28 protein-coding genes are annotated in these 16,947 nt (G+C 61.3%); 19 read left to right on the top strand and 9 right to left on the bottom strand.

The genetic code is table 11. The features are described 5' to 3' along the window. Nucleotides 1–105 precede the first annotated feature (105 nt). Together KH616_RS00645 and KH616_RS00650 are read left to right on the top strand one after the other, a co-directional pair. Nucleotides 106–1,083, top strand: coding sequence for a hypothetical protein (locus tag KH616_RS00645; RefSeq protein ID WP_131754328.1), 978 nt, complete (start codon nt 106–108; stop codon nt 1,081–1,083). Between the two features lie 286 nt (nt 1,084–1,369). Then, nucleotides 1,370–1,762 (top strand): hypothetical protein, encoded by a 393-nt coding sequence (locus KH616_RS00650; RefSeq protein ID WP_046196994.1) that lies wholly within the window; start codon nt 1,370–1,372, stop codon nt 1,760–1,762. A 212-nt stretch (nt 1,763–1,974) separates the two neighbouring features. On the opposite strand, the gene KH616_RS00655 is transcribed toward KH616_RS00650, so the two are convergent. Together KH616_RS00655 and umuD are read right to left on the bottom strand one after the other, a co-directional pair. Then, nucleotides 1,975–3,273, bottom strand: coding sequence for a Y-family DNA polymerase (locus tag KH616_RS00655; protein ID WP_292232859.1), 1,299 nt, complete (start codon nt 3,271–3,273; stop codon nt 1,975–1,977). Beyond that, nucleotides 3,270–3,710, bottom strand: coding sequence for a translesion error-prone DNA polymerase V autoproteolytic subunit (gene umuD, locus KH616_RS00660; RefSeq protein WP_021159027.1), 441 nt, complete (start codon nt 3,708–3,710; stop codon nt 3,270–3,272). The genes KH616_RS00655 and umuD overlap by 4 nt, the downstream gene beginning before the upstream one ends. Nucleotides 3,711–3,917: 207 nt before the next feature. On the opposite strand from umuD, the gene KH616_RS00665 reads away from it, so the two are divergent. Together KH616_RS00665 and KH616_RS00670 are read left to right on the top strand one after the other, a co-directional pair. Further along, nucleotides 3,918–4,553: a hypothetical protein gene (locus tag KH616_RS00665; protein ID WP_046196120.1), complete on the top strand. Its 636-nt coding sequence runs from the start codon at nt 3,918–3,920 to the stop codon at nt 4,551–4,553. Then, complete coding sequence (locus tag KH616_RS00670; protein ID WP_080323287.1) at nt 4,553–5,191, top strand: RES family NAD+ phosphorylase; 639 nt, start codon at nt 4,553–4,555, stop codon at nt 5,189–5,191. The genes KH616_RS00665 and KH616_RS00670 overlap by 1 nt, the downstream gene beginning before the upstream one ends. A gap of 108 nt (nt 5,192–5,299) precedes the next feature. On the opposite strand, the gene KH616_RS00675 is transcribed toward KH616_RS00670, so the two are convergent. Beyond that, nucleotides 5,300–5,692 (bottom strand): hypothetical protein, encoded by a 393-nt coding sequence (locus KH616_RS00675; protein ID WP_165487660.1) that lies wholly within the window; start codon nt 5,690–5,692, stop codon nt 5,300–5,302. Nucleotides 5,693–5,703: 11 nt separating this feature from the next. Here KH616_RS00675 and KH616_RS00680 point away from each other — a divergent pair, with 11 nt between their 5' ends. From KH616_RS00680 to KH616_RS00710, 7 genes are read left to right on the top strand one after another with little or no spacing between them, the layout of a single operon-like run. Beyond that, a complete protein-coding gene (locus tag KH616_RS00680; RefSeq protein WP_046196121.1) occupies nt 5,704–5,943 on the top strand; it encodes a hypothetical protein in 240 nt (79 codons plus the stop codon). Nucleotides 5,944–5,953: 10 nt separating this feature from the next. After that, entirely contained in the window at nt 5,954–6,229 is a 276-nt protein-coding gene (locus KH616_RS00685) for a hypothetical protein (RefSeq protein WP_080323288.1), read from the top strand. A gap of 47 nt (nt 6,230–6,276) precedes the next feature. Continuing rightward, nucleotides 6,277–6,480 carry a hypothetical protein gene (locus tag KH616_RS00690; protein WP_131754329.1) on the top strand — a complete coding sequence of 68 codons (204 nt, stop codon included), beginning with the start codon at nt 6,277–6,279 and terminating at the stop codon, nt 6,478–6,480. Nucleotides 6,481–6,493: 13 nt separating this feature from the next. Further along, nucleotides 6,494–6,976 carry a hypothetical protein gene (locus KH616_RS00695; protein WP_046196123.1) on the top strand — a complete coding sequence of 161 codons (483 nt, stop codon included), beginning with the start codon at nt 6,494–6,496 and terminating at the stop codon, nt 6,974–6,976. A 28-nt stretch (nt 6,977–7,004) separates the two neighbouring features. After that, a complete protein-coding gene (locus KH616_RS00700; protein WP_046196124.1) occupies nt 7,005–7,511 on the top strand; it encodes a hypothetical protein in 507 nt (168 codons plus the stop codon). Nucleotides 7,512–7,563: 52 nt separating this feature from the next. Beyond that, nucleotides 7,564–8,166, top strand: coding sequence for a rhomboid family intramembrane serine protease (locus tag KH616_RS00705; protein ID WP_232357129.1), 603 nt, complete (start codon nt 7,564–7,566; stop codon nt 8,164–8,166). A 32-nt stretch (nt 8,167–8,198) separates the two neighbouring features. After that, nucleotides 8,199–8,813 (top strand): hypothetical protein, encoded by a 615-nt coding sequence (locus tag KH616_RS00710; protein WP_080323289.1) that lies wholly within the window; start codon nt 8,199–8,201, stop codon nt 8,811–8,813. A gap of 136 nt (nt 8,814–8,949) precedes the next feature. On the opposite strand, the gene KH616_RS00715 is transcribed toward KH616_RS00710, so the two are convergent. Together KH616_RS00715 and KH616_RS00720 are read right to left on the bottom strand one after the other, a co-directional pair. Continuing rightward, the gene (locus tag KH616_RS00715) at nt 8,950–9,219 is read right to left on the bottom strand and encodes a hypothetical protein (RefSeq protein WP_292232877.1); all 270 of its coding nucleotides are present in this window, start codon (nt 9,217–9,219) and stop codon (nt 8,950–8,952) included. A 107-nt stretch (nt 9,220–9,326) separates the two neighbouring features. Next, complete coding sequence (locus KH616_RS00720; protein WP_080323291.1) at nt 9,327–9,734, bottom strand: hypothetical protein; 408 nt, start codon at nt 9,732–9,734, stop codon at nt 9,327–9,329. A gap of 250 nt (nt 9,735–9,984) precedes the next feature. On the opposite strand from KH616_RS00720, the gene KH616_RS00725 reads away from it, so the two are divergent. The 3 genes from KH616_RS00725 to KH616_RS00735 all read left to right on the top strand — a co-directional run bounded on the left by KH616_RS00725 (nt 9,985) and on the right by KH616_RS00735 (nt 12,434). Then, on the top strand, nt 9,985–10,740 hold the full coding sequence (locus tag KH616_RS00725; RefSeq protein ID WP_131754330.1) for a hypothetical protein: 756 nt from the start codon (nt 9,985–9,987) through the stop codon (nt 10,738–10,740). An 86-nt stretch (nt 10,741–10,826) separates the two neighbouring features. Beyond that, the gene (locus KH616_RS00730; RefSeq protein WP_046196249.1) at nt 10,827–11,630 is read left to right on the top strand and encodes a DUF2491 family protein; all 804 of its coding nucleotides are present in this window, start codon (nt 10,827–10,829) and stop codon (nt 11,628–11,630) included. Nucleotides 11,631–11,675: 45 nt separating this feature from the next. After that, entirely contained in the window at nt 11,676–12,434 is a 759-nt protein-coding gene (locus KH616_RS00735) for a hypothetical protein (RefSeq protein ID WP_080324329.1), read from the top strand. Between the two features lie 104 nt (nt 12,435–12,538). Here the strand turns inward: KH616_RS00735 and KH616_RS00740 are convergent, their stop codons facing one another. Genes KH616_RS00740 through KH616_RS00750 form a run of 3 tightly spaced genes read right to left on the bottom strand, consistent with a single transcriptional unit; the run spans nt 12,539 to nt 14,704 of the window. Continuing rightward, a complete protein-coding gene (locus tag KH616_RS00740) occupies nt 12,539–12,985 on the bottom strand; it encodes a hypothetical protein (RefSeq protein ID WP_021159010.1) in 447 nt (148 codons plus the stop codon). A 50-nt stretch (nt 12,986–13,035) separates the two neighbouring features. Continuing rightward, nucleotides 13,036–14,439, bottom strand: coding sequence for a type II toxin-antitoxin system HipA family toxin (locus KH616_RS00745; protein WP_292232885.1), 1,404 nt, complete (start codon nt 14,437–14,439; stop codon nt 13,036–13,038). After that, entirely contained in the window at nt 14,381–14,704 is a 324-nt protein-coding gene (locus KH616_RS00750) for a helix-turn-helix transcriptional regulator (protein WP_021159008.1), read from the bottom strand. Before KH616_RS00750 ends, KH616_RS00745 begins: the two co-directional genes overlap by 59 nt. A gap of 403 nt (nt 14,705–15,107) precedes the next feature. Between KH616_RS00750 and KH616_RS00755 the strand changes: the two genes are divergently transcribed. Genes KH616_RS00755 through KH616_RS00770 form a run of 4 tightly spaced genes read left to right on the top strand, consistent with a single transcriptional unit; the run spans nt 15,108 to nt 16,198 of the window. After that, nucleotides 15,108–15,401 carry a hypothetical protein gene (locus KH616_RS00755; RefSeq protein WP_046196156.1) on the top strand — a complete coding sequence of 98 codons (294 nt, stop codon included), beginning with the start codon at nt 15,108–15,110 and terminating at the stop codon, nt 15,399–15,401. A 7-nt stretch (nt 15,402–15,408) separates the two neighbouring features. After that, a complete protein-coding gene (locus tag KH616_RS00760; protein WP_021159006.1) occupies nt 15,409–15,699 on the top strand; it encodes a hypothetical protein in 291 nt (96 codons plus the stop codon). Further along, on the top strand, nt 15,699–15,869 hold the full coding sequence (locus KH616_RS00765; RefSeq protein ID WP_165487661.1) for a hypothetical protein: 171 nt from the start codon (nt 15,699–15,701) through the stop codon (nt 15,867–15,869). The genes KH616_RS00760 and KH616_RS00765 overlap by 1 nt, the downstream gene beginning before the upstream one ends. Before the next feature lie 20 nt (nt 15,870–15,889). Continuing rightward, nucleotides 15,890–16,198, top strand: coding sequence for a hypothetical protein (locus KH616_RS00770; protein ID WP_046196157.1), 309 nt, complete (start codon nt 15,890–15,892; stop codon nt 16,196–16,198). 17 nt (nt 16,199–16,215) lie between these two features. On the opposite strand, the gene KH616_RS00775 is transcribed toward KH616_RS00770, so the two are convergent. Continuing rightward, nucleotides 16,216–16,710: a hypothetical protein gene (locus tag KH616_RS00775; RefSeq protein ID WP_292232888.1), complete on the bottom strand. Its 495-nt coding sequence runs from the start codon at nt 16,708–16,710 to the stop codon at nt 16,216–16,218. Nucleotides 16,711–16,758: 48 nt separating this feature from the next. On the opposite strand from KH616_RS00775, the gene KH616_RS00780 reads away from it, so the two are divergent. Beyond that, nucleotides 16,759–16,932 carry a hypothetical protein gene (locus KH616_RS00780; RefSeq protein ID WP_165487662.1) on the top strand — a complete coding sequence of 58 codons (174 nt, stop codon included), beginning with the start codon at nt 16,759–16,761 and terminating at the stop codon, nt 16,930–16,932. Nucleotides 16,933–16,947 lie beyond the last annotated feature (15 nt).

Below are 16,947 nucleotides of genomic sequence, written 5' to 3' on the forward strand. Positions count from 1 at the left end.
TGCCCCCTCGAGGGGGCAACGGGCCTCAAGTGACTTTTCAAACCCTCGCGGGGACGCTCCCCGATCGTGGGGAGCGCTTCTCGCATTCAACTTTGGAGAAGCAACATGGATCAAGTGAAATTGCCGGAAATCGTCTGGGCGTCCAACGGTTTCGCTACGGAAATCGCGAAGGTGGACGGAATTGCGATCGGTCACGTGGCACTCCGCGGCCGTCCGGATTACGACGACGCATACGAGGTGATTCTTTACAACTCGGAAGGCGAAAAGAACTCGTGGTCCGGGAAGCCGGATCCGGCAGCAACTGCCCATGTGGGCCCCGAGCAGGACAAGGCGACATTCCTGAAGATGGTCGAAGAGGCGCTGGAGCGCGGCACGCCCAGCGACGTTTTGACGATCATGAAAAGGAACGGGCAGCGCAATGGCTCCTTCCCGGAGCGCGTGCGATTCAACTGGGGCTTTCACGATGGCACGGCCGAAGCGGAACGTGCGGCGGTCAGGGACATGGAGGGTCATCAGGATCGCGCCTATGCACACGGCTATGTCCGTGGCGTACTGGCATGGAAGAACCTGGGATATCGTCCCGAGACGAGCGATGAAGCATGGTCGGCCTACCAGAACCATCCGGTAGTAGGACAGGCAACGGGGAAACTGCCGGAAGTCTCGGTGGCCACACCCGCGAGCTTGCCAAAGGCCTACCGCGTCGAAGTGACGGGCGGCGGCGATCTGGATAAGTCGCCTGGTGTCGCGATCTTCGAGGTGAGTGAGGAGTCGGCCCGGAGTATCATCAAGCTGTCCTCGGTGGTCAGGGCCAACGACCTGTACAAGGTCGAGAAGTACGACTGTCGAGCTCAGTACCTTCAGTATGATCCGGAGACTGATCCCGATGACGCGCTGGATGCGGGCGAAGAGAACGCCGTCCGTTCCGAGTGCGACATGCTGGTGGTTACCGATGACGCGTTTTACTTTCGAGCCTATGTGAAGCACACGGACGTTGCTGTCGAGTGCGCGTCACAACCGATCGCGGAACTGGCGGCGCACTTCGCCATTCCGTTCGAAGACCCGAGGCACAAGCAGGGCAATTAGTCTTCGCCCACCATGTAATCCATCAACATGAACTCTGCCCGCTGTGTGCTCCTTTGGAGCGCCGGCGGGCGTTTTTATTGGTGCGTCCAGTTTGCGAACTTGCGAAATTTCGCAAGTTCGTGTCGGGGAACATTCGAGCCGACCACGCGTACGTCAGAAAGAGGCCCGAATAGGCGCTCATTCCGGATTCCTGCGCGGAAGCGGCGTCAATAGAATTTTGGTCAAGGGATTCTGCCGCTACCTTGAACAGCGACACGCCCATATCGGATAACTGATAGGAGCTCGAATGCAACCGGAACACCTTTGGAACATGCTCGTGGGGACCACCATCATGGATTCCGCGACGTCGGGGTACGCGACTCGCGTCGGCCGGCGGCCCATGCCGCCAAGGCTGAAGGAACTCCTGCAACTTCGCGATCTCCCGCCGGACGTGTGGACGGACAGCGATCGCACGCTCGTGGAAAGCGTGCGCGGCCTGGCGAAGGTCCTGATGAACGGATCCCTCCTGCAGGAAGACGTGGCATCAATGGGTATCGGCCTCGGCGTCTCGAAAGAACTGATGGTCTGTCTCGCCGCGTTCGCCGAACCTGGTGAAGTCGCCGGCGAAGGCGGCGTCGGTACCGCCCGGCCGGCACAGAACACGCTGGACGTCATGCTTTCGAATATCCGAGTTCTTTGACGAGGTGACCGGCGGTCACTGAATCTGGGGCACGACAACACCAAATTAGAAACAGCTTCCCAACAAGAAGCAGTTGTGCCATACTGAATTCCTCTCAGGTTCTAGCACGGCCCTCGGATTGGCTAGAACACTTTTGAAGCGTCGCCCTGAAAAGTGCGACGCTTTTTTTTCACCGTGCCGCCGGCGTCTCCGCCTGTCCAGCGTCGTGCAGCCTAAGCACGTACGATTGGCAGTTGGTTCCAATCGGTCGTGTAGGCTGGTGTTAGCCGCTCCGGTCGGTGCCGCCACTCCTGCGCGAATCCGGCGCCGGCTAACTTCACGGTGCCGCGACCAAAGCGCGCGTTCAGTGCGTCGACCGTCTGCATCAGTGCTTGCGGATCTCGGCCATTTCCCGTCACTGTCGGCACGTCGGCGCCGAACAGCTCCAGTTGCTCGACATCGACCGAACTGAGGTCGAACAGCATCACGCCCGCTTTCGCGTAGCGCACCCCTTGCCTGAAAATCCGGCGTAGCGCGTATCGTGCGGCTTGGACGATCTGCCGGGTGTCTTGAGTTGCCGATGTCAGCCGGATCGAGGTCGACGCGGAGAAAGGCGCTTCGCGCTCCCGAAACGGGCTGTTGCGAATGAAGACCTGCAGTGCGCCCGCCCGCGAGCGTTGCGCGCGCAGCCGGTGCGCAGCGCGCTCAGCAAATTCCGCGATCGCCTCGGCGAGTTCGGCTTGCTCGATCACGACGCGGCCGAACGAGCGCGACGTCATGATCTGCTTGCGCGGCGCCGTGTCCGCGCCCAGGTCGATGCAGGGCGTGCCGCGCAGTTCGCGCACAGTTCGGGCAAGAACCACCGAAAACCCGCCAGCGATCCCCTCCGGGTCGGCGCGTGCGAGGTCGAGTGCGGACGCGATGCCCAGTTCACGCAGCCGCGGCGCTAAGCGCGGCCCCACACCCCATACGTCGCCGATGTCGACTTCCCTCATCAGGGTCGCCAGCGCACCGCGCGGCATCGCAGTGAGGTCGCACACGCCGTTCCAGTGTGGCCGCTTCTTGGCGACGTGATTGGCGAGCTTCGCCTGGGTGTAGGTTGAGCCGATGCCGACGCACGTTGGGATGCCGACCCATTGCAGCACGCGAGCGCGCATCTGTTGCGCGTAGTCGGTCAGGTTGTCACGAATGCCGTCGACGAACAGAAACGACTCGTCGATGCTGTAAATGTGCTGGTCGGGCCCGAACTGCCCGATGATGGCCATCATGCGATCACTGATGTCCGCATACAGTTCGAAATTCGCGGACAGCGCGACGAGGCCTGCGTCGTGCTCCAGGTGGCGAATCTCGAACCAAGGTTGGCCCATCTTGATCCCCAGCGCCTTGGCTTCTGCGGTGCGTGCGATCGCGCAGCCGTCGTTGTTCGACAGAACGATCAGCGGCCTGCCGACGAGCGCCGGACGGAACACCCGTTCGCACGAGCAATAGAAGCTGTTGCCGTCGATCAGCGCGACGGGGCGCGACGTCTTCACGGCAACGCCTTGATGCAAAACGTCGCCACGCCCCATATCTCGAGCACGTTACCGTCACGTGGGCGGATGTCCGGAAACGTGGGGTTGGCGGCCAACAGTTTGACGACGCCGCCGCGTTGATAGAGCCGTTTGACGGTCAATTCACCGTCGACCACCGCCACGACGATATCGCCGTGGCGCGGTCGCACCGCACGATCGACGATCAGGCGGTCACCGTCGTCGATCCCAGCGTCGCGCATCGACGGGCCGCTGACGGTCAGGAAATAGGTCGCGAGCTGGTGGCGGATCAAGACCTGGTTCAGGTCGATGCGCGAGACGGCGTGGTCCTGCGCGGGTGACGGGAAGCCAGCCGGAACGCGCGCGAGGACTTCGGCCACGGGCACGGGCTTGCCACAGTCGATCTGCGGCGCGGTGTTGGGATCCGGGGTGGCGGACATGGCGAATCCTTGGGTACTGTACAAAAATACAGTATTCTGCACCAAGGGACGCCGGGCGCGAAATTTCGCGTGTGCGGACGCAGCACTTTTTGCCGATATGCCGCCCAGCGCGGTGATGTCGTCCTCTCGTACACAAGCCCTCGAATCTTGCGATTTTGACGACGACAACTATAATGTTGGCAGAGTCGCAAATTTTCGGAGGGAGTCATGATTCAAGTCCATGAAGACTCAAACACGGACGTAGTGTTGAGCCTGCCGCTCCCGCGCGGCACCGATCCGGTCATTGCTTCCTCGCTGCAAAAGGGGATCGAAGAGCTGCTGGTTGTCATTCTGGCCACGCCTCAATGGGAAACAGGGCTGTTCCAGCGCGCGGATGAAATCGCCCGGGCTTTTTCGGGCCTGTCGGCGCCGGCAGCGCCGTTGATCGAGGAGCGTATCCGGCGCCAGAAGACCATGCGCGAGGTTTTCGCGCGGGGAGATTGGCTCACGGCAGAGCAGATCAATGCGCTGCAGGCAACGCCGCCCACCAATAAGGCTCAACCCGCGAGTGACTGGAAGCGGCGAGGGCGTGTCTTTGGCGTGACGTTCAATGGCAAGGAATACTTCGCGGGCTACCAGTTCGACGCGATGTGCCAGCCGCTGCCAGTGATCAAAGACATCCTCGAGGCGCTCGGGCCAGTAGAGGATGCGTGGAAGGTCGCCGCGTGGTTCCATTTCCCGAATGGATGGATTGCCGGGCGTGGCGCACATGAGGCCGAGCCGGTTGCGCCGCGGGACGCGCTCGATCGTCGTGATGACGTCGTTGAAGCCGCCCATCATCTGCACGGGGAGTACGTCGCCTGATGACCGGCCTGCACGTACCCGGCGCGGCGGAGCCGTTCACCGTCCTGCCCATTTCCCGAGAGGATGTACCCGCTTGGTATCACGCGTATTGCACCCACCCTCACGGCACGACGTCGACCACGTTCTCCGAAGGCTGGGGCAATACGCGGTTCGCGCCGATCAACCTCCCGGACGGCTCGCCGGTCCACACGTGGTACGCGGCGAGTTCGTTCGAGTGCGCCATCATGGAGTCGCTTTTCCACGATGTGACGCTCAATCCGCCCGGGGTCTTCTATCTCGACCGCTTGACGCATTACCGGATCGCGAAGGTGCTTCTGCCTGACCCGATCCAGTGCGTCAGCTTCCATACGCCGTATCTGCCCGCCCTGGAGCTGACGCGGGCCGATTTGATCGACAGCATTCCGGCCAAGTATCCGCAGACCCGCCAGTGGTCGCAGGCTGCACACGATCAGTGCCCGACAGCGCAGGGGATTGCGTACGGATCCCGCAGGAATGACGCCGGCCGGTGCGTGATGCTTTTCGGGCAGAGGCTGTCATCACCCCGTCTCGACGTTCTCGGCGATGACTCACTGGCGGTCGATCCGCTCCGGAGCAAGGTATTGCGGCTGGCGGACAGCCTGAAGATCTCCGTCATCTGACCGCGAAGGCGCTCGCATGGGCGCTCTTTTGAAGTTACGGTCAGAGCGAAGAAGCATGGGACATGCGATTCGTTGCCTTGTCGGGAGAGCTTGATCCAGGCTCGCCGTTCAGTACAGTGTTGATTCGAAACGCGCTAAGCGACGAAGGAAAAGGCGATGACGCTTCCCATCAAACCGCAGAAGGCGAGACGGATTCACCTCGCCAACGAAGGAATAGGAAAAAGCGTGACGAAACCTCACAGCATAGATGTGTCCTCGAGGGGAGATACCGTGTGGGTGACGGCGCACGATGGCTCGTGCGTCGGGCGCTTCAGCAAGCGCTTTGGGATCGACGTGCATCGAACCGTGACGGAGCAGCTGGAGGGTGCCGATCAATGCCTGCATTGTACGCATGAGCCAGCCGGGGAAGCCGAGTGGAAAGCGTTCCGTGAGGCAGTTCTCCAACACCACGGGATTGATGTTCCAGTCGACGTAATCGACTTTTGAATCGGCAACCAACAAGGAGCAGATCGATGGAAGCGATCTCGCCCAAGCTGACGGATGCGCAGATCCGTGTCATGCGATGGCTGTCTCGAGGTTGGGCGGCCGAGCCGGGCGCCGGGTCGGCCGTAATGGTGAACGGCGCCCGCATCTGCAACGTGGATACGATGCAGGCGCTGTATCGCGCGGGGTTCGCTACCCGTGACAATCAGGGATGCTGGCGAGCGACGCCGTCAGGTTTGGCGCTGCGCGACCGACTCCGACAGGAATAGGAAAAAATCAATGAATCTGTTCATGACATCAACACCGGCGATTGGCGACTGCCAGCGCGAAGGCCGCGACGCATTCCGCGAACACGGGGTGACGGGGCGAACGAAGCACGATTACCCTGACGGCAGCGTACAGAAAGTGGCATTTCTCGATGGCTTCTCGGAAGAGAAGTATCGGGCCGGCGAGGGCGCCATCGATGAGGCTCGTGCATATCACGCCCTGACCGTGCGCGACGCCGCTAAGGACCGGGCATGGGCCGAAAAACTCAGTTCGGGAAATTGCCATTGACGTCATATCTCGCGGAGGTCAGCACCCTTTAAACGGAAATAACGCCAATGAGTCGCTATATTCAGATCGTTCCCGGCGTCCTGTTCGCTGCCGAAGTGCTGAGTCCCGAATGGGGCCGCGAACATCGGCAGTATCCACCCGCCGCACAGTCTAAGTCTGTCACGCAATCCGCGCGGCGAACGACCAGCGAAATCACCGAAGGCAAGCGAGACCTCCGCGAAGCCAACCTTGGTCAGATTGAACTGTTGTGAAGGAAAAGCCGCAATGAGTGAAATAACCATTGCCGACGCGATGCGCCTAGCCATCAATCTGCTTCGGGATTCTGCGGAATCCCGAAAGATGCCATCCGGGGAACCGCTTGGCGACGATGGAACTGCGGTTCATGCAGCTGCCGCGGACGAATTGAGTGCGTTGTTGTCGCCTCGGCCAGGGGAGCGCGACGTCGCTTTTCCCGTCGAGTTGGACCCATCGTTCATTCGAGTGAGTATGGACATGTGGCGCAAGGCAACGGATATGCAGATCCCGCTGCACGATGCGTTCAAGATTCATTTCATGGAGCGGCGTAAATCGCTCCTCGAAGGTTTCGAGAAGACGGGAAAAGCATGGCTCGCCATGTTGCGGGGCATGAAACCCACATCAAATGCGAGTGAGCTCGTGGCTCTACGCACCGACATCGAGGAGTTCGTGAGATGGGCTGAGGACGGACTCGAAACGCTAGCGCGTCTCGGGAGCGGTCACGACGCCTGAGAGCATCGAAATAAGAGGGAGAGTTTTGATGCGGAACACCACGGTACTGGCCACGAGGAAGGATTTCAATCCGTTCACGCTCGCGCTCAAGGTGCGCTGCGAGGCCGAAGGTGAAGTGCTCGTGCGCATGCGCAATGGCGACTACTGCAAGGTCGTCTACCGGCCGGCCAACCCCGAGGACTACACGGGAGAGGCTTTCCACAAGACGGATCACTCCTCCTACTGGGACCCCAACGGGGAATCCATCACCAGTTCCGATTTCGATATCGTCGAGCTCGTCGACACGGGGGCAACGGCGCACACGAAGACGATCACGGCCGACGAATTCCGCGACGGTGCCCGCGACGCGGTTCTCAAGGCGCTCGACACGTACATGCGCGAGCTGACCGGCTGCGATAACGCCCGCGGCGCTCGCGATGCGGATCTGCCGAAGTTGTTCGCGGGAATCGACGCCCACATGGACCTTGTTGCGGCACGCCTCAACCACCCCGACAGCGACGAGGTCGGCTCAGCCTACCTCTCGATCTCCCCCTGAACAGGTACACCCGTCGCGGCGATCATCGCCGCTAGCGGGTCTTCGCGACCGAATGATGTTGAACGCCTATTCCATGACCCGCGCGGTCCGCACCGCCGGCGAACAGATCCGAGCACGAGCGTTACTGCTCGCCATGTTCGTCGGCTCGATGTGGCTGACGTTCTTCCTGTCCGTTGCAATACCGGGGCTGCATCTCGACCGGCATGGCGTCATTCCGCGCACGCTGAGCGGTCTGCAGGGCATCCTGTTTGCTCCCTGGTTGCACGCGAACATCGGGCACCTCGTAGCGAACACGGGCGGCCTGCTGATCCTCGGCGGGCTGGTCATGTGGCCGCGCATCTCGAACTTCTACGAAGCCCTGATCGGCTCGATGCTGGGCGCCGGGCTCTGCTCCTGGCTTTTCGGCGCGGCTTGGTCCGACCATATTGGGGCAAGTGGCGTCGTGTTCGGATTTGCTGGATACCTCGTCGGCCGTGGGGTCTACACGCGCAACGTCCTCGCGATCGTGGTGGCGCTGTTCGTCGTCGGCACCTATGGCTTGAGCATGCTGCTCGGCGTGCTGCCGATCTATCCAGGAATCTCGTGGCAGAGCCATCTGGGCGGCGCGATCGGTGGATTTCTGGCAGCGCGTGGCTCCCGTGGCGAGCGCTCGTAAGCGAATCTGATCAGGAAGCTCAAAGGAACCCCATGAACCTCGCTGCTATGAACGAGAGACAGGCAACCCCTAAGATCATTCACTGGGTCACCGCGGCGATCGCAGTCATTTCCACTGCAACTGCGTACGCCGGCTCACCTATCCAACCGGTCAGCATCCAGTCGGAGACTCCGATCAGCAAGGTCTTGATCGGAAACTCGATCGGATGGCTTGTCCGCGTCCGTGACGATCATCGAGCGGTCACGATCGAGCGAAATGCGCAGTACGCAACTGCGACGGACATGATTTTCGTGACGCCGACCGGGCTCGTGATCTACGACATCGCAAAAGACGGTCGGGTGGATCTGAACACCGACCGACGGATCATGCGGAACGATGGAACACTCGAACTCGCGCCGGTGCGGGTATCGGTCCTCGAATTTCCGGACACGGTCAAGCAGGTCGAGTGGACGCGCCCGCTCGCTCTTCAGGTTCAGGCGGTGATCGATCATCACTACGTCGCCCTGAAGTACGCGCAGATGATCGGCGGTCCGAATATAACCGGGCCACGCCGCCTGACGATCACTACCGAATCCGGGAAGTATTCGTTCAACGTGGTCGCCGGAACCAGCGGTGCGCCGGTGTACCGGGTAGTCGACGGAAACTGAGACTCCAATAGTTGCAGTTTCATGCCGCGCGAATCGCCCGAGGCGATCGCGGATAGCCGAGTCGATCAAAGCAAACGGCCCGCTGCGTGCTCCCCTTAGGAGTGCCAGCGGGCCGTGTGGTTTGATCAACGATCGATCAGTGCATCGTGGCTACGCTGTAGCCGATGACGATCAACACGGTGCAGATCACCTGAATGACCATACCCTTCCAGCCGGCTCGCTTCAGGTTAAGCCCCATGAGTTCGGACAGCCTGTACCAGAGCATGATCGTGAAAATGAGACCGATGAAGGTCAGGTCCACATGCCTGTTGATCATGCGATCGATTCCGATCAGGATCGCGAACACTGCGACGGTGGACCCAAGACTCAGCAGCACGCTTCGCGCGTCCGGCTTGTGAATGGTCACGCCCAAAACTTTCATTTGAATATCCCCGAAAAACAGATCACCGCGCGCTCGTTTGACGGCCTAGTGGCGGCATTGTACCCATAAGCCAACAAGCCCTCTATGGGCGCCTATTGCGGCCGTTTAGCTGGCTGCGCCAGCGCATAGTCCTTGAAGTCGTGCGGGCCGAGAGAGGACCGGAAAACGGTCTTGTTGCCGTCCTGGACGGGCGAGGCGAGTTCCTTCTTTGCCGAGTCGGCGTCGGCCCAGTCGATGTAGATGCTCCCGTTGTTGCTCACGGTTCGGATGACACCGAGGACCTTCGGATCGTGAACATAGAAGATCTCGCGGCCGCGCATCGTTTCGACATACCAGGGAATCTGATCGAGATGGATGTTCCCGGCCTCTCGGGACGCCTTGATCCTCTTCGCTCGTGCGGCATCGAATGCTGCACTATCGAAGGGAGTATTCGGGGCAGCCGGCGGCGTGCTCACGTGCGGCTGATCGGGCAGGACAGTTTCGTATGCGACGTCGGTCATGGGCTGGCGCTCCGGTGAGGAGAGGCCAGAGTGCCATGCCAGCGCGCCATTGCAAGACGGTACGTGGAGGACCACGTTTGGATTTCGGCGGCACATCGTCTTCCCACGGTTGTCGTGGCGAAAGATGCCCCGTATAGACCCTGATTCAGCGTTTCTGACGGGCCCGGCGGTCAATAACATCCAGCTATCCGGCCGCGACTGATGACGTCTGGCTATCAGACCGGTCGATTTCTGGAACGGAGCCCTCTACATGAATCGCAGCTTTCTGGCCACGCTGGCTGTTGCACTCTCCCTGGCGGTCTCGCCCGTCACTTGGGCCCGCGGAGGCGGGGGTGGGGGCGGTGGCGGCCACTCCGGCTTCGGTTCAAGCCATGCCTCGTCCAGCTCGCACAGTTCGTCAAGCGGTAGCAGCCTGGGTAGCGGCTTCGGCAGCTCACGTTCGAACGTTTCGAGCTCGAGTGCGAGTGTCTCTCGTTCCAGCCCGTCCCTTGGCACCGCGCTATACAACAGCCAGGCGTCGCGGCAGGCCGCTGCCACGTACAACCGTCCGGCCCCGGCCCCGGCCCCGGCGCCGGTCTACACAAACGCTGGCGGCACCGGTGACTATTCGGGCAGTGCATCAACGGGGAACCGCTACAACTCGCCTGCGCCGATCGTTGTGCACCACTACGACAACTCCGGAAGTGGCAGTAGCAACTTCCTGTTCGGATGGATGCTTGGGCATGAAAGCTCGCGCTCCGCGCCCGTCGTGATCGAGCAGCGGCCGTCCCAGCCGGTTTACGTGCAGTCCGGGAGTATCGCGGACACTGGGTCGCAGCCGGCAAGCAACGCTGGATCGTCGACGGGCGCTATTGCGCCGTCAGTAGCCCATACCGGTAGCCAGATCCTGCATGTCCTGCTTTGGATCGCAGGTATCGGTGTGATCGGGTTCGCATCCTACAGGCTCTGGACCAACTGGTCGGCCCGCAAGGACAGCTATACCGCGACGAATCACTACAAGCTGTGAGGCGGAACGGGAAACCAAGCCGGTGACGCCGGCTTGCCGTTTCCTCCTCATGGCGACCCATGCATATCACGATTCAGAGACCCACAATGAGCCTCTTCAATTTCGCCAGCCGCATAGTCGACCAGAAGCTGGACGACTCTGCTCGCGCCCATGCCCCGAAGCTCGACCGCGTGGATACGGGTCTGCCGTTCAACGCGCAGATCGGCGCGCTGCTGGTGATCCCGCGCGCTGAGTTCGCGCTGCTCGACGCAAGTCTGCTGGATACGCCGAAGGACGCTCACCTGCCTATCGAATCGGCAAGTCGTCTGCATATGAACGGCGACGAGGACCTCAAGCTCTTTCGGCTCTACACGTCCTTAGGCGAGGACCGGCTCGGCATCGGCGGCGCGTTTCTGCAGGTGCTCTGCGGCGCGGACAGCCTCGAGGATATCCGCGACGTCGCGTATTACCAGTTCCTCACGCGCCAGTACCCGGTGACAGCCGAGGAACAGGCACCGTTCCGCGGCGAAGGCTTCGGGTTGGGCGAGATGGACTACTACATGGCGGAAGACCAGCTTTCGCAGATCAGCGGTATGAGCGATTCCCGTCTGGACGCGCTGCTGCCCGGCGACATCGCTGAGATTCATTTCACGCGCGAGGGGGGCGTGGGCCAGTACGTGTCTCCCTTCCGGGCCACGGAGAACCGGCTGGACGACGCGGTTGGCGATCGCGGAATGAAGAAGGATCTCTCGTTCATGCAGTACACGCGGACGCTTGCTGGCGGGCAGTCTGAACGCCTCCTGATCTCGTTCGAAAACGTGCTCAGTCGCGACGGCCAGACGTCAGCGGCGGTGTACGTCGATTTCCTGGCCGGGCTCGCGCTCGACCGCAATAAGGTCAAGGTGCTGTAGCGCCGGCCATTTCACTTTCGCCATCCCCCTCAAGGAGTTTTGCACATGTCTGGTTGGAGCCTCACGGCAGCCCTCATCAAGAAGCATGTCGGTGTTCTCGGCGACAGCATCGCCACGGCCATCGCGTCGTTCGACCCGGAAACCGCGACGCAGGTGGACCGGGACAACTTGGCAGCGAAGCTGCGTGAAGTCGCGATGAAACTCGCCGACGCGAAGCACAAAAACGCGGCCGCGCAGCAGGCGGCAACGGATCTGGCGACGAGCATCGCGACCGATGAGAAAGCGGCCGAGATCCTGATCGCGAAGTTCGACAAGAAGGAGATCGACGAAGCGACGCTCAACGAGTTCACGAGCAACCTCGAATCGAACAAGGCGAAGCTGCCGGGCCTGCAGCAGGATGCGGCAGCCACGCAGCAGCTCGTCGACACGCTTCAGGACATCCTGAACACCGTCGAGAAAAACCTCAACGAATTCGACGCCAAGGCGAAAGCCGCGATCAGCAGCCTCAACCAGGCACGTGCGGATGAAGAGCGCGCGAACCTGCGGCGCCAGCAACAGGACGAACTGAACGCGCTGCGCTCGGGTACGGGCGGCGCGTCGACGGGGCTCGCCGCGCTGAACCGGGCGGCCGACGCCGCTCGTGTGCGTGCGGATGCCGCGACGACGATTGCCGACATCGGCCAGAAGCCGATCGATCGCCAGAATGCCGTTGAAGAAGCCCGTCGTATCGCCGCCGGCGGCGCGGACCCGGCGACGGAGTCTGCCGTGGAGCGGCTGCGTCGAGTGGCCGCGGCGGGCAAGTAGGCTACGCGGCTACAGGACGGCCGGGCGATGCCCGGCTGTTTTCATTGCGCGGGGTAGTCTCATCAGGAGGCGTCTGAAGCGGCGCGCCGCCGCTGCGATGAGGGTTATTCGGCGATCTTCTCGGCCAGAAGCTTGAGCGTGAGCACGTTCTCGGACGTGGCCCGCACCCACTGGCCCGCCTCGTTTGCTTGCCACACGTCGCCGGTTTCGAGATCTACGGACAGCCACTTTGCTGGGCAGCGGGAGGTGATCTCGAGTTTAGTCAGTGCTGTTTCCGCAACCGGCCGGCCATCGATCAGTTTGCGGGGGCAGTCGGAGACGCCCACAAAACGCCAGTGGACGTGCCCCGACTTCACCAGCTTGTCCTCTTTGCGGGCTTGCTTCATAAACAGATCGGCAGCCTTGATGGCTAGCTCGCGCTGATCGCGTCTCACGCTTTTCGCGAGGTACTCGATCACCTGCGAGCGGCGAATGTACGGCACCTTCGCGTTCAGTATCATGAACGTCGCCCAAGCAGATTCGAGTTTCTTGTCGGTTTGGCTCGTGGCCATGGTGTGGTCCCGTGTCGAGAATTGTTGGCGAAATGCCTGCGGCCCGGCAATCAAACCATGGGCAGCAGCAGCGACTGGATTCGATGTGTCTCCATGGGACTCACGCTTGCTTGAGCCGCAAACTCGGGCCAGCGTGCGACCGCATCCTGAACCTCGGCGATGACGCGACGGATCGAACCGACACCGAACAGATCGGCCTCATCCAGGAAATCGTCGATCGTGAAGTCCTTGAACTTGCCATTCACGGACATTAGGTGCTGATGCGTCCATTCCCCATTCGGGTTATGCGCGAAGGTCACGTCGTAGGCCGGCGCCAGTTCCCACGCGCGGCCGCGGCGCAGACGGAATGAGAAATTCTTCGAGTGATCGTCGCAGTTGCGCGCCATGACGTTGAACACCATCCGGCGAAACGCCTCTTCCATGTCCTCGTACGGCAGCTCCAGATCGCGGATCGTCCCGAACAGCTGAGCATAGGCGTTCGTCCCCTTTTTTTTGAAGTCGATATGCGCCATCGCGCACAACGTCTGCATGTGGTGACGGACATTGCCCGTTTCCCGATCGAACCGGCGGGTCATGAAGTGCGCACGACCGTTTTCCTCGAGAAGCCGGCAGGGCGACATCGTGATCTTCGCGGCCGTGGCCATCAGGTAGTAGGCGTATTCGATGCGGCCATAATCTTGGCTGGCGCCGAGCTCGTGGTCCTTGCCCATTCCGTCGAACTTGAGAAGCCAGTGCTCGAATCCGTCCGGTACGTCCAGCTGTCCGGACAGGATCTCGTTCGTTGCCGGATTCAAGGCGATCACGGCCTTTGCCCGCGCTCCGCCGGCCGACGTGCCGACGTCGATGATGCTGCGCAACGCCGCATTCGTGCCGTCATCGCCGTCCGCGACGCCGTGGACAGCCCGCCGCGCTTCCTCAACCAGATCGCTCAGCTTGATCGAGGTCGGCACGCGCTTGTGACCACCGCGCGAAGGTTTGAAGATTAGGGCACCCATCGCACGAGAGTTCATGTACGCCAAGCGATCGAGTGGCGTCACGTCCTTGGCGGAAATACCCTGCTCGGCCATGTAGCGGTCGATCAGCGCGTTGCCGAAGTCGTCGGGCAGAGCATCCGCCAGCAGCGCGGGTAAGCGCTTGTACGTAACCTCCGGGAGATTCGGGAACAGAAACGGGCCGCTGCGCTCGGTCGGCATCTGAAGCGGAGCCGGCTCGACGCCAGACTCAATGAAGTTGGGCGCCCAGGCAAAGGCGTAGTAGCCGTAGCCGGGATCGAGGGCGACGGCGCCGATCAGTTCGTCCCAGAGATAGACCTCGACGCGGTCCACGTGCTGGTAGGCGGCGCGGCGCGGTCTCTTGCGGCGGGTTTTCGGTGCGGTAGTGGCCATGCGCTTTCGTTCAGGAGGAGCGGGTGGATCGGATCGACTTCGCGCTCGCGCTGCTCTTGCTGCGCGCACGCGTGCGGACGGCGCCGGTGCGAGGCATCGTCATCGGATTGATGGTCGCGACGGGTGCCAGGCTGTCGATCCACGATTCCTGACCCAGTGCTCGCAAGACGCTCACGAGCGTGCGCAACGTGCAGCCGCTGCCGTTCTCAAGGTTCTTGAGGGCGGTTCGGCTCACGCCGGCGCGCTCGGCCAGGGTGATCTGTTCGATGTTCCGCTGCAGGCGCAGCGCCTTGATGTTCTCGCCGACGCGAGCGACCATCTGGTCGGGCGTCATAGACTTTGAAGTTGCCATAATGGCCTCATTTAAGCTCGCAGCCACAGGATGATGGTCAACAAGGGTTCTAAACAAGACCATTGTAGTAAATGGCTCGCGGAATGCAATACTTGAAGTCTCAAGGGCTTCAAAAAGAGCCACAAATATAAAAATTCGCGATAACGGCTTTAAATGAAGCCATAGATGAGCGATCCGCTGGGGAGAAGCAGAAACAGCGATTCCGGACTGGATTTGTGCGCGCAGACGCCGATATCAGGGAGGGATGGCCAGAGATTCCCAAGTCGAATGGCGCGGCTGGCGACCCGTCATTGTCGTGTGGCGAGATATGCGGCAGGGCATCCGCGAGGGCTAGAACCGTTGGGCTGCGTCGCTAGAATTGGCACCGATAGAGGAGCATCTAACCATGACTACCAAGTTGACGAGGGTCGCTGGGAGCGAGAAGTCCGCGCATCAGCAGGTCCACGTGGGCGAGAACACCGTCGGGGAGATCTGGCGCGAGAAGGTCAAGGTCGTCGTGAGCAAGCTCACGGCGCCACGGGTGACGGCCGAGCGGTGGCGTTGGTTTGCGAAGCAGGCCCGCAGCACGATTACGCTGGGTCGCGGCACCCGTGCAGCCATGCTGCTGGGCCCGGGCTTCAAGACGAAGGATGAGGCGATGGCCGTCCTGATGGGGACAACTTCGCGCGCAGGCGCTTGAGGATCTCATGAGCAAGTACGAAAAGCTGGACCAACTCATTCTCGACCGGATCGGCGCAACGCCGGCACCAGGGCTGTTGACGTCGGCCGAGCCGGTGCCGTTCCTCCTGCTCAGCGCGAATCCCGCGATCAGCGCCGAAAGCGAACGCCTTGCGCAGATCGAAAAGGCCGAAGCCAGGCACGGGAAAAGCACCGCCCCGGGATGGCGCATCATCGATCGCCGCCTGCAGGCGCTTCGCAAGGCCGAGAAAATCCGGTCGACGGGCAAGGGTTGGGTGTGCGTCGGCGAGGCCGCCTGATGATGGCACAGACGCTCTACCGGGTAGTCGAAACCGTCTGGAAGGAACAAGGTCGCGTGACGATCGATATCGGCAGCACGTGGAAACCGCAGAAGGCGGCGCGCGAGGAGATGAACCTACGTGCCGCCAAGAACCCGGCCAAGCAGTACTCGCTCGAGCGGCAGAAGTAACGAACAAGGAATTGCACATCATGAACATCGAAGTACTCAAGGCATCCGGGTTTGTGGCCGTTGAATACCCGGGTCAGCAGGGCGTTTTCTACACGAAGAAACTCCCGGTGACCGACATGCCCTACATGCGTGAGCATGCGATTGATTACGACCTGATTGGAGAAACGACCGTCATGCTGGTCGAGGTCACGCCGGACCGCCGCGTGCAGATGACCGCGATCAATACCGACTACGTCGAAGAAGCCGTCGCAATCGATACCGACGAGGCCGCCGGCCTGCTGCGCGATGCCGGCGTCAACGTTGATCTGCTGCTCGGCAAGGGGGTGTAATGAGTCTGCAAAACTACTCAGCGGGAACGCGTGTGCGGATCGGCGATCGCATCTTTCGAAGAACGACTACCGGCACGTTTTGGCGGGAAGAGCACCAGATCCCCGGCAACTGCGTGAGCCGCCCGTCCATCAGCCTGGAGATCATTGAGCGGGCCGCCGGCGTGAAGCACGTCGTGCTCGCGGAGCGCGGACGCTGTCTGGTCGAAAACTCGCTCGAGCACGACGAACACAGCCAGTGATTGAACGGAACAGAAATGGGAGAACCGGACAACGACTGGATCGACGAGCTTGCCACGAAGTTGACGCATGTTCGCCCGGATTTTGTGGCTGAGGTCAAAGGCATGAGCCGCGACGAATTGCAACGTCGAGCGTTGATCCAGGCTGACCATGTTGGCCTTTTCGCCGGTAGCCTGGATGGCATTCCGGAAATCCACTGCATACCGGGAAGCGGTGTTGATCGGTGCCGCGATCATGACAACATCCGATCGATTGTTGCTGAGCTGGTCAAACATTGCCCGAGAACGTGGGAGCGTACGTGGAAAGGGCAAAGGAAATGCGATATGGATCTGACCCAGTTTGCCCGGGTGGGCGACACCGTCGAATGCCACGTGAGAAATCCGCAGCCGGGGGTCATTCGCATGCAGCTGCTGACGCCGGAGGCCTGCGCTCATGCAAATGATTTGCTGATGGACCCGGCCAGTGGGTGGAAGCTGGTTCCGAGCCAAGGCGGATAAGCGGAACAAGGAAAA

Source organism: Burkholderia sp. (genome assembly GCF_018375725.1).
Taxonomy (GTDB): domain Bacteria; phylum Pseudomonadota; class Gammaproteobacteria; order Burkholderiales; family Burkholderiaceae; genus Burkholderia.

What these genes read in the sequence shown, in the direction of transcription:
- KH616_RS00650 (WP_046196994.1), top strand. Translation starts at nt 1,370, where the DNA reads ATGCAACCGGAACACCTTTGGAACATGCTCGTGGGGACCACCATCATG.
- KH616_RS00645 (WP_131754328.1), top strand. Translation starts at nt 106, where the DNA reads ATGGATCAAGTGAAATTGCCGGAAATCGTCTGGGCGTCCAACGGTTTC.
- KH616_RS00775 (WP_292232888.1), bottom strand. Translation starts at nt 16,710, where the DNA reads ATGTTTGACCAGCTCAGCAACAATCGATCGGATGTTGTCATGATCGCG.
- KH616_RS00705 (WP_232357129.1), top strand. Translation starts at nt 7,564, where the DNA reads ATGATGTTGAACGCCTATTCCATGACCCGCGCGGTCCGCACCGCCGGC.
- KH616_RS00730 (WP_046196249.1), top strand. Translation starts at nt 10,827, where the DNA reads ATGAGCCTCTTCAATTTCGCCAGCCGCATAGTCGACCAGAAGCTGGAC.
- KH616_RS00760 (WP_021159006.1), top strand. Translation starts at nt 15,409, where the DNA reads ATGAGCAAGTACGAAAAGCTGGACCAACTCATTCTCGACCGGATCGGC.
- KH616_RS00665 (WP_046196120.1), top strand. Translation starts at nt 3,918, where the DNA reads ATGATTCAAGTCCATGAAGACTCAAACACGGACGTAGTGTTGAGCCTG.
- KH616_RS00755 (WP_046196156.1), top strand. Translation starts at nt 15,108, where the DNA reads ATGACTACCAAGTTGACGAGGGTCGCTGGGAGCGAGAAGTCCGCGCAT.
- KH616_RS00695 (WP_046196123.1), top strand. Translation starts at nt 6,494, where the DNA reads ATGAGTGAAATAACCATTGCCGACGCGATGCGCCTAGCCATCAATCTG.
- KH616_RS00735 (WP_080324329.1), top strand. Translation starts at nt 11,676, where the DNA reads ATGTCTGGTTGGAGCCTCACGGCAGCCCTCATCAAGAAGCATGTCGGT.
- KH616_RS00670 (WP_080323287.1), top strand. Translation starts at nt 4,553, where the DNA reads ATGACCGGCCTGCACGTACCCGGCGCGGCGGAGCCGTTCACCGTCCTG.
- KH616_RS00740 (WP_021159010.1), bottom strand. Translation starts at nt 12,985, where the DNA reads ATGGCCACGAGCCAAACCGACAAGAAACTCGAATCTGCTTGGGCGACG.
- KH616_RS00710 (WP_080323289.1), top strand. Translation starts at nt 8,199, where the DNA reads ATGAACCTCGCTGCTATGAACGAGAGACAGGCAACCCCTAAGATCATT.
- KH616_RS00750 (WP_021159008.1), bottom strand. Translation starts at nt 14,704, where the DNA reads ATGACGCCCGACCAGATGGTCGCTCGCGTCGGCGAGAACATCAAGGCG.
- umuD (WP_021159027.1), bottom strand. Translation starts at nt 3,710, where the DNA reads ATGTCCGCCACCCCGGATCCCAACACCGCGCCGCAGATCGACTGTGGC.
- KH616_RS00770 (WP_046196157.1), top strand. Translation starts at nt 15,890, where the DNA reads ATGAACATCGAAGTACTCAAGGCATCCGGGTTTGTGGCCGTTGAATAC.
- KH616_RS00690 (WP_131754329.1), top strand. Translation starts at nt 6,277, where the DNA reads ATGAGTCGCTATATTCAGATCGTTCCCGGCGTCCTGTTCGCTGCCGAA.
- KH616_RS00725 (WP_131754330.1), top strand. Translation starts at nt 9,985, where the DNA reads ATGAATCGCAGCTTTCTGGCCACGCTGGCTGTTGCACTCTCCCTGGCG.
- KH616_RS00720 (WP_080323291.1), bottom strand. Translation starts at nt 9,734, where the DNA reads ATGACCGACGTCGCATACGAAACTGTCCTGCCCGATCAGCCGCACGTG.
- KH616_RS00780 (WP_165487662.1), top strand. Translation starts at nt 16,759, where the DNA reads ATGGATCTGACCCAGTTTGCCCGGGTGGGCGACACCGTCGAATGCCAC.
- KH616_RS00700 (WP_046196124.1), top strand. Translation starts at nt 7,005, where the DNA reads ATGCGGAACACCACGGTACTGGCCACGAGGAAGGATTTCAATCCGTTC.
- KH616_RS00685 (WP_080323288.1), top strand. Translation starts at nt 5,954, where the DNA reads ATGAATCTGTTCATGACATCAACACCGGCGATTGGCGACTGCCAGCGC.
- KH616_RS00765 (WP_165487661.1), top strand. Translation starts at nt 15,699, where the DNA reads ATGATGGCACAGACGCTCTACCGGGTAGTCGAAACCGTCTGGAAGGAA.
- KH616_RS00680 (WP_046196121.1), top strand. Translation starts at nt 5,704, where the DNA reads ATGGAAGCGATCTCGCCCAAGCTGACGGATGCGCAGATCCGTGTCATG.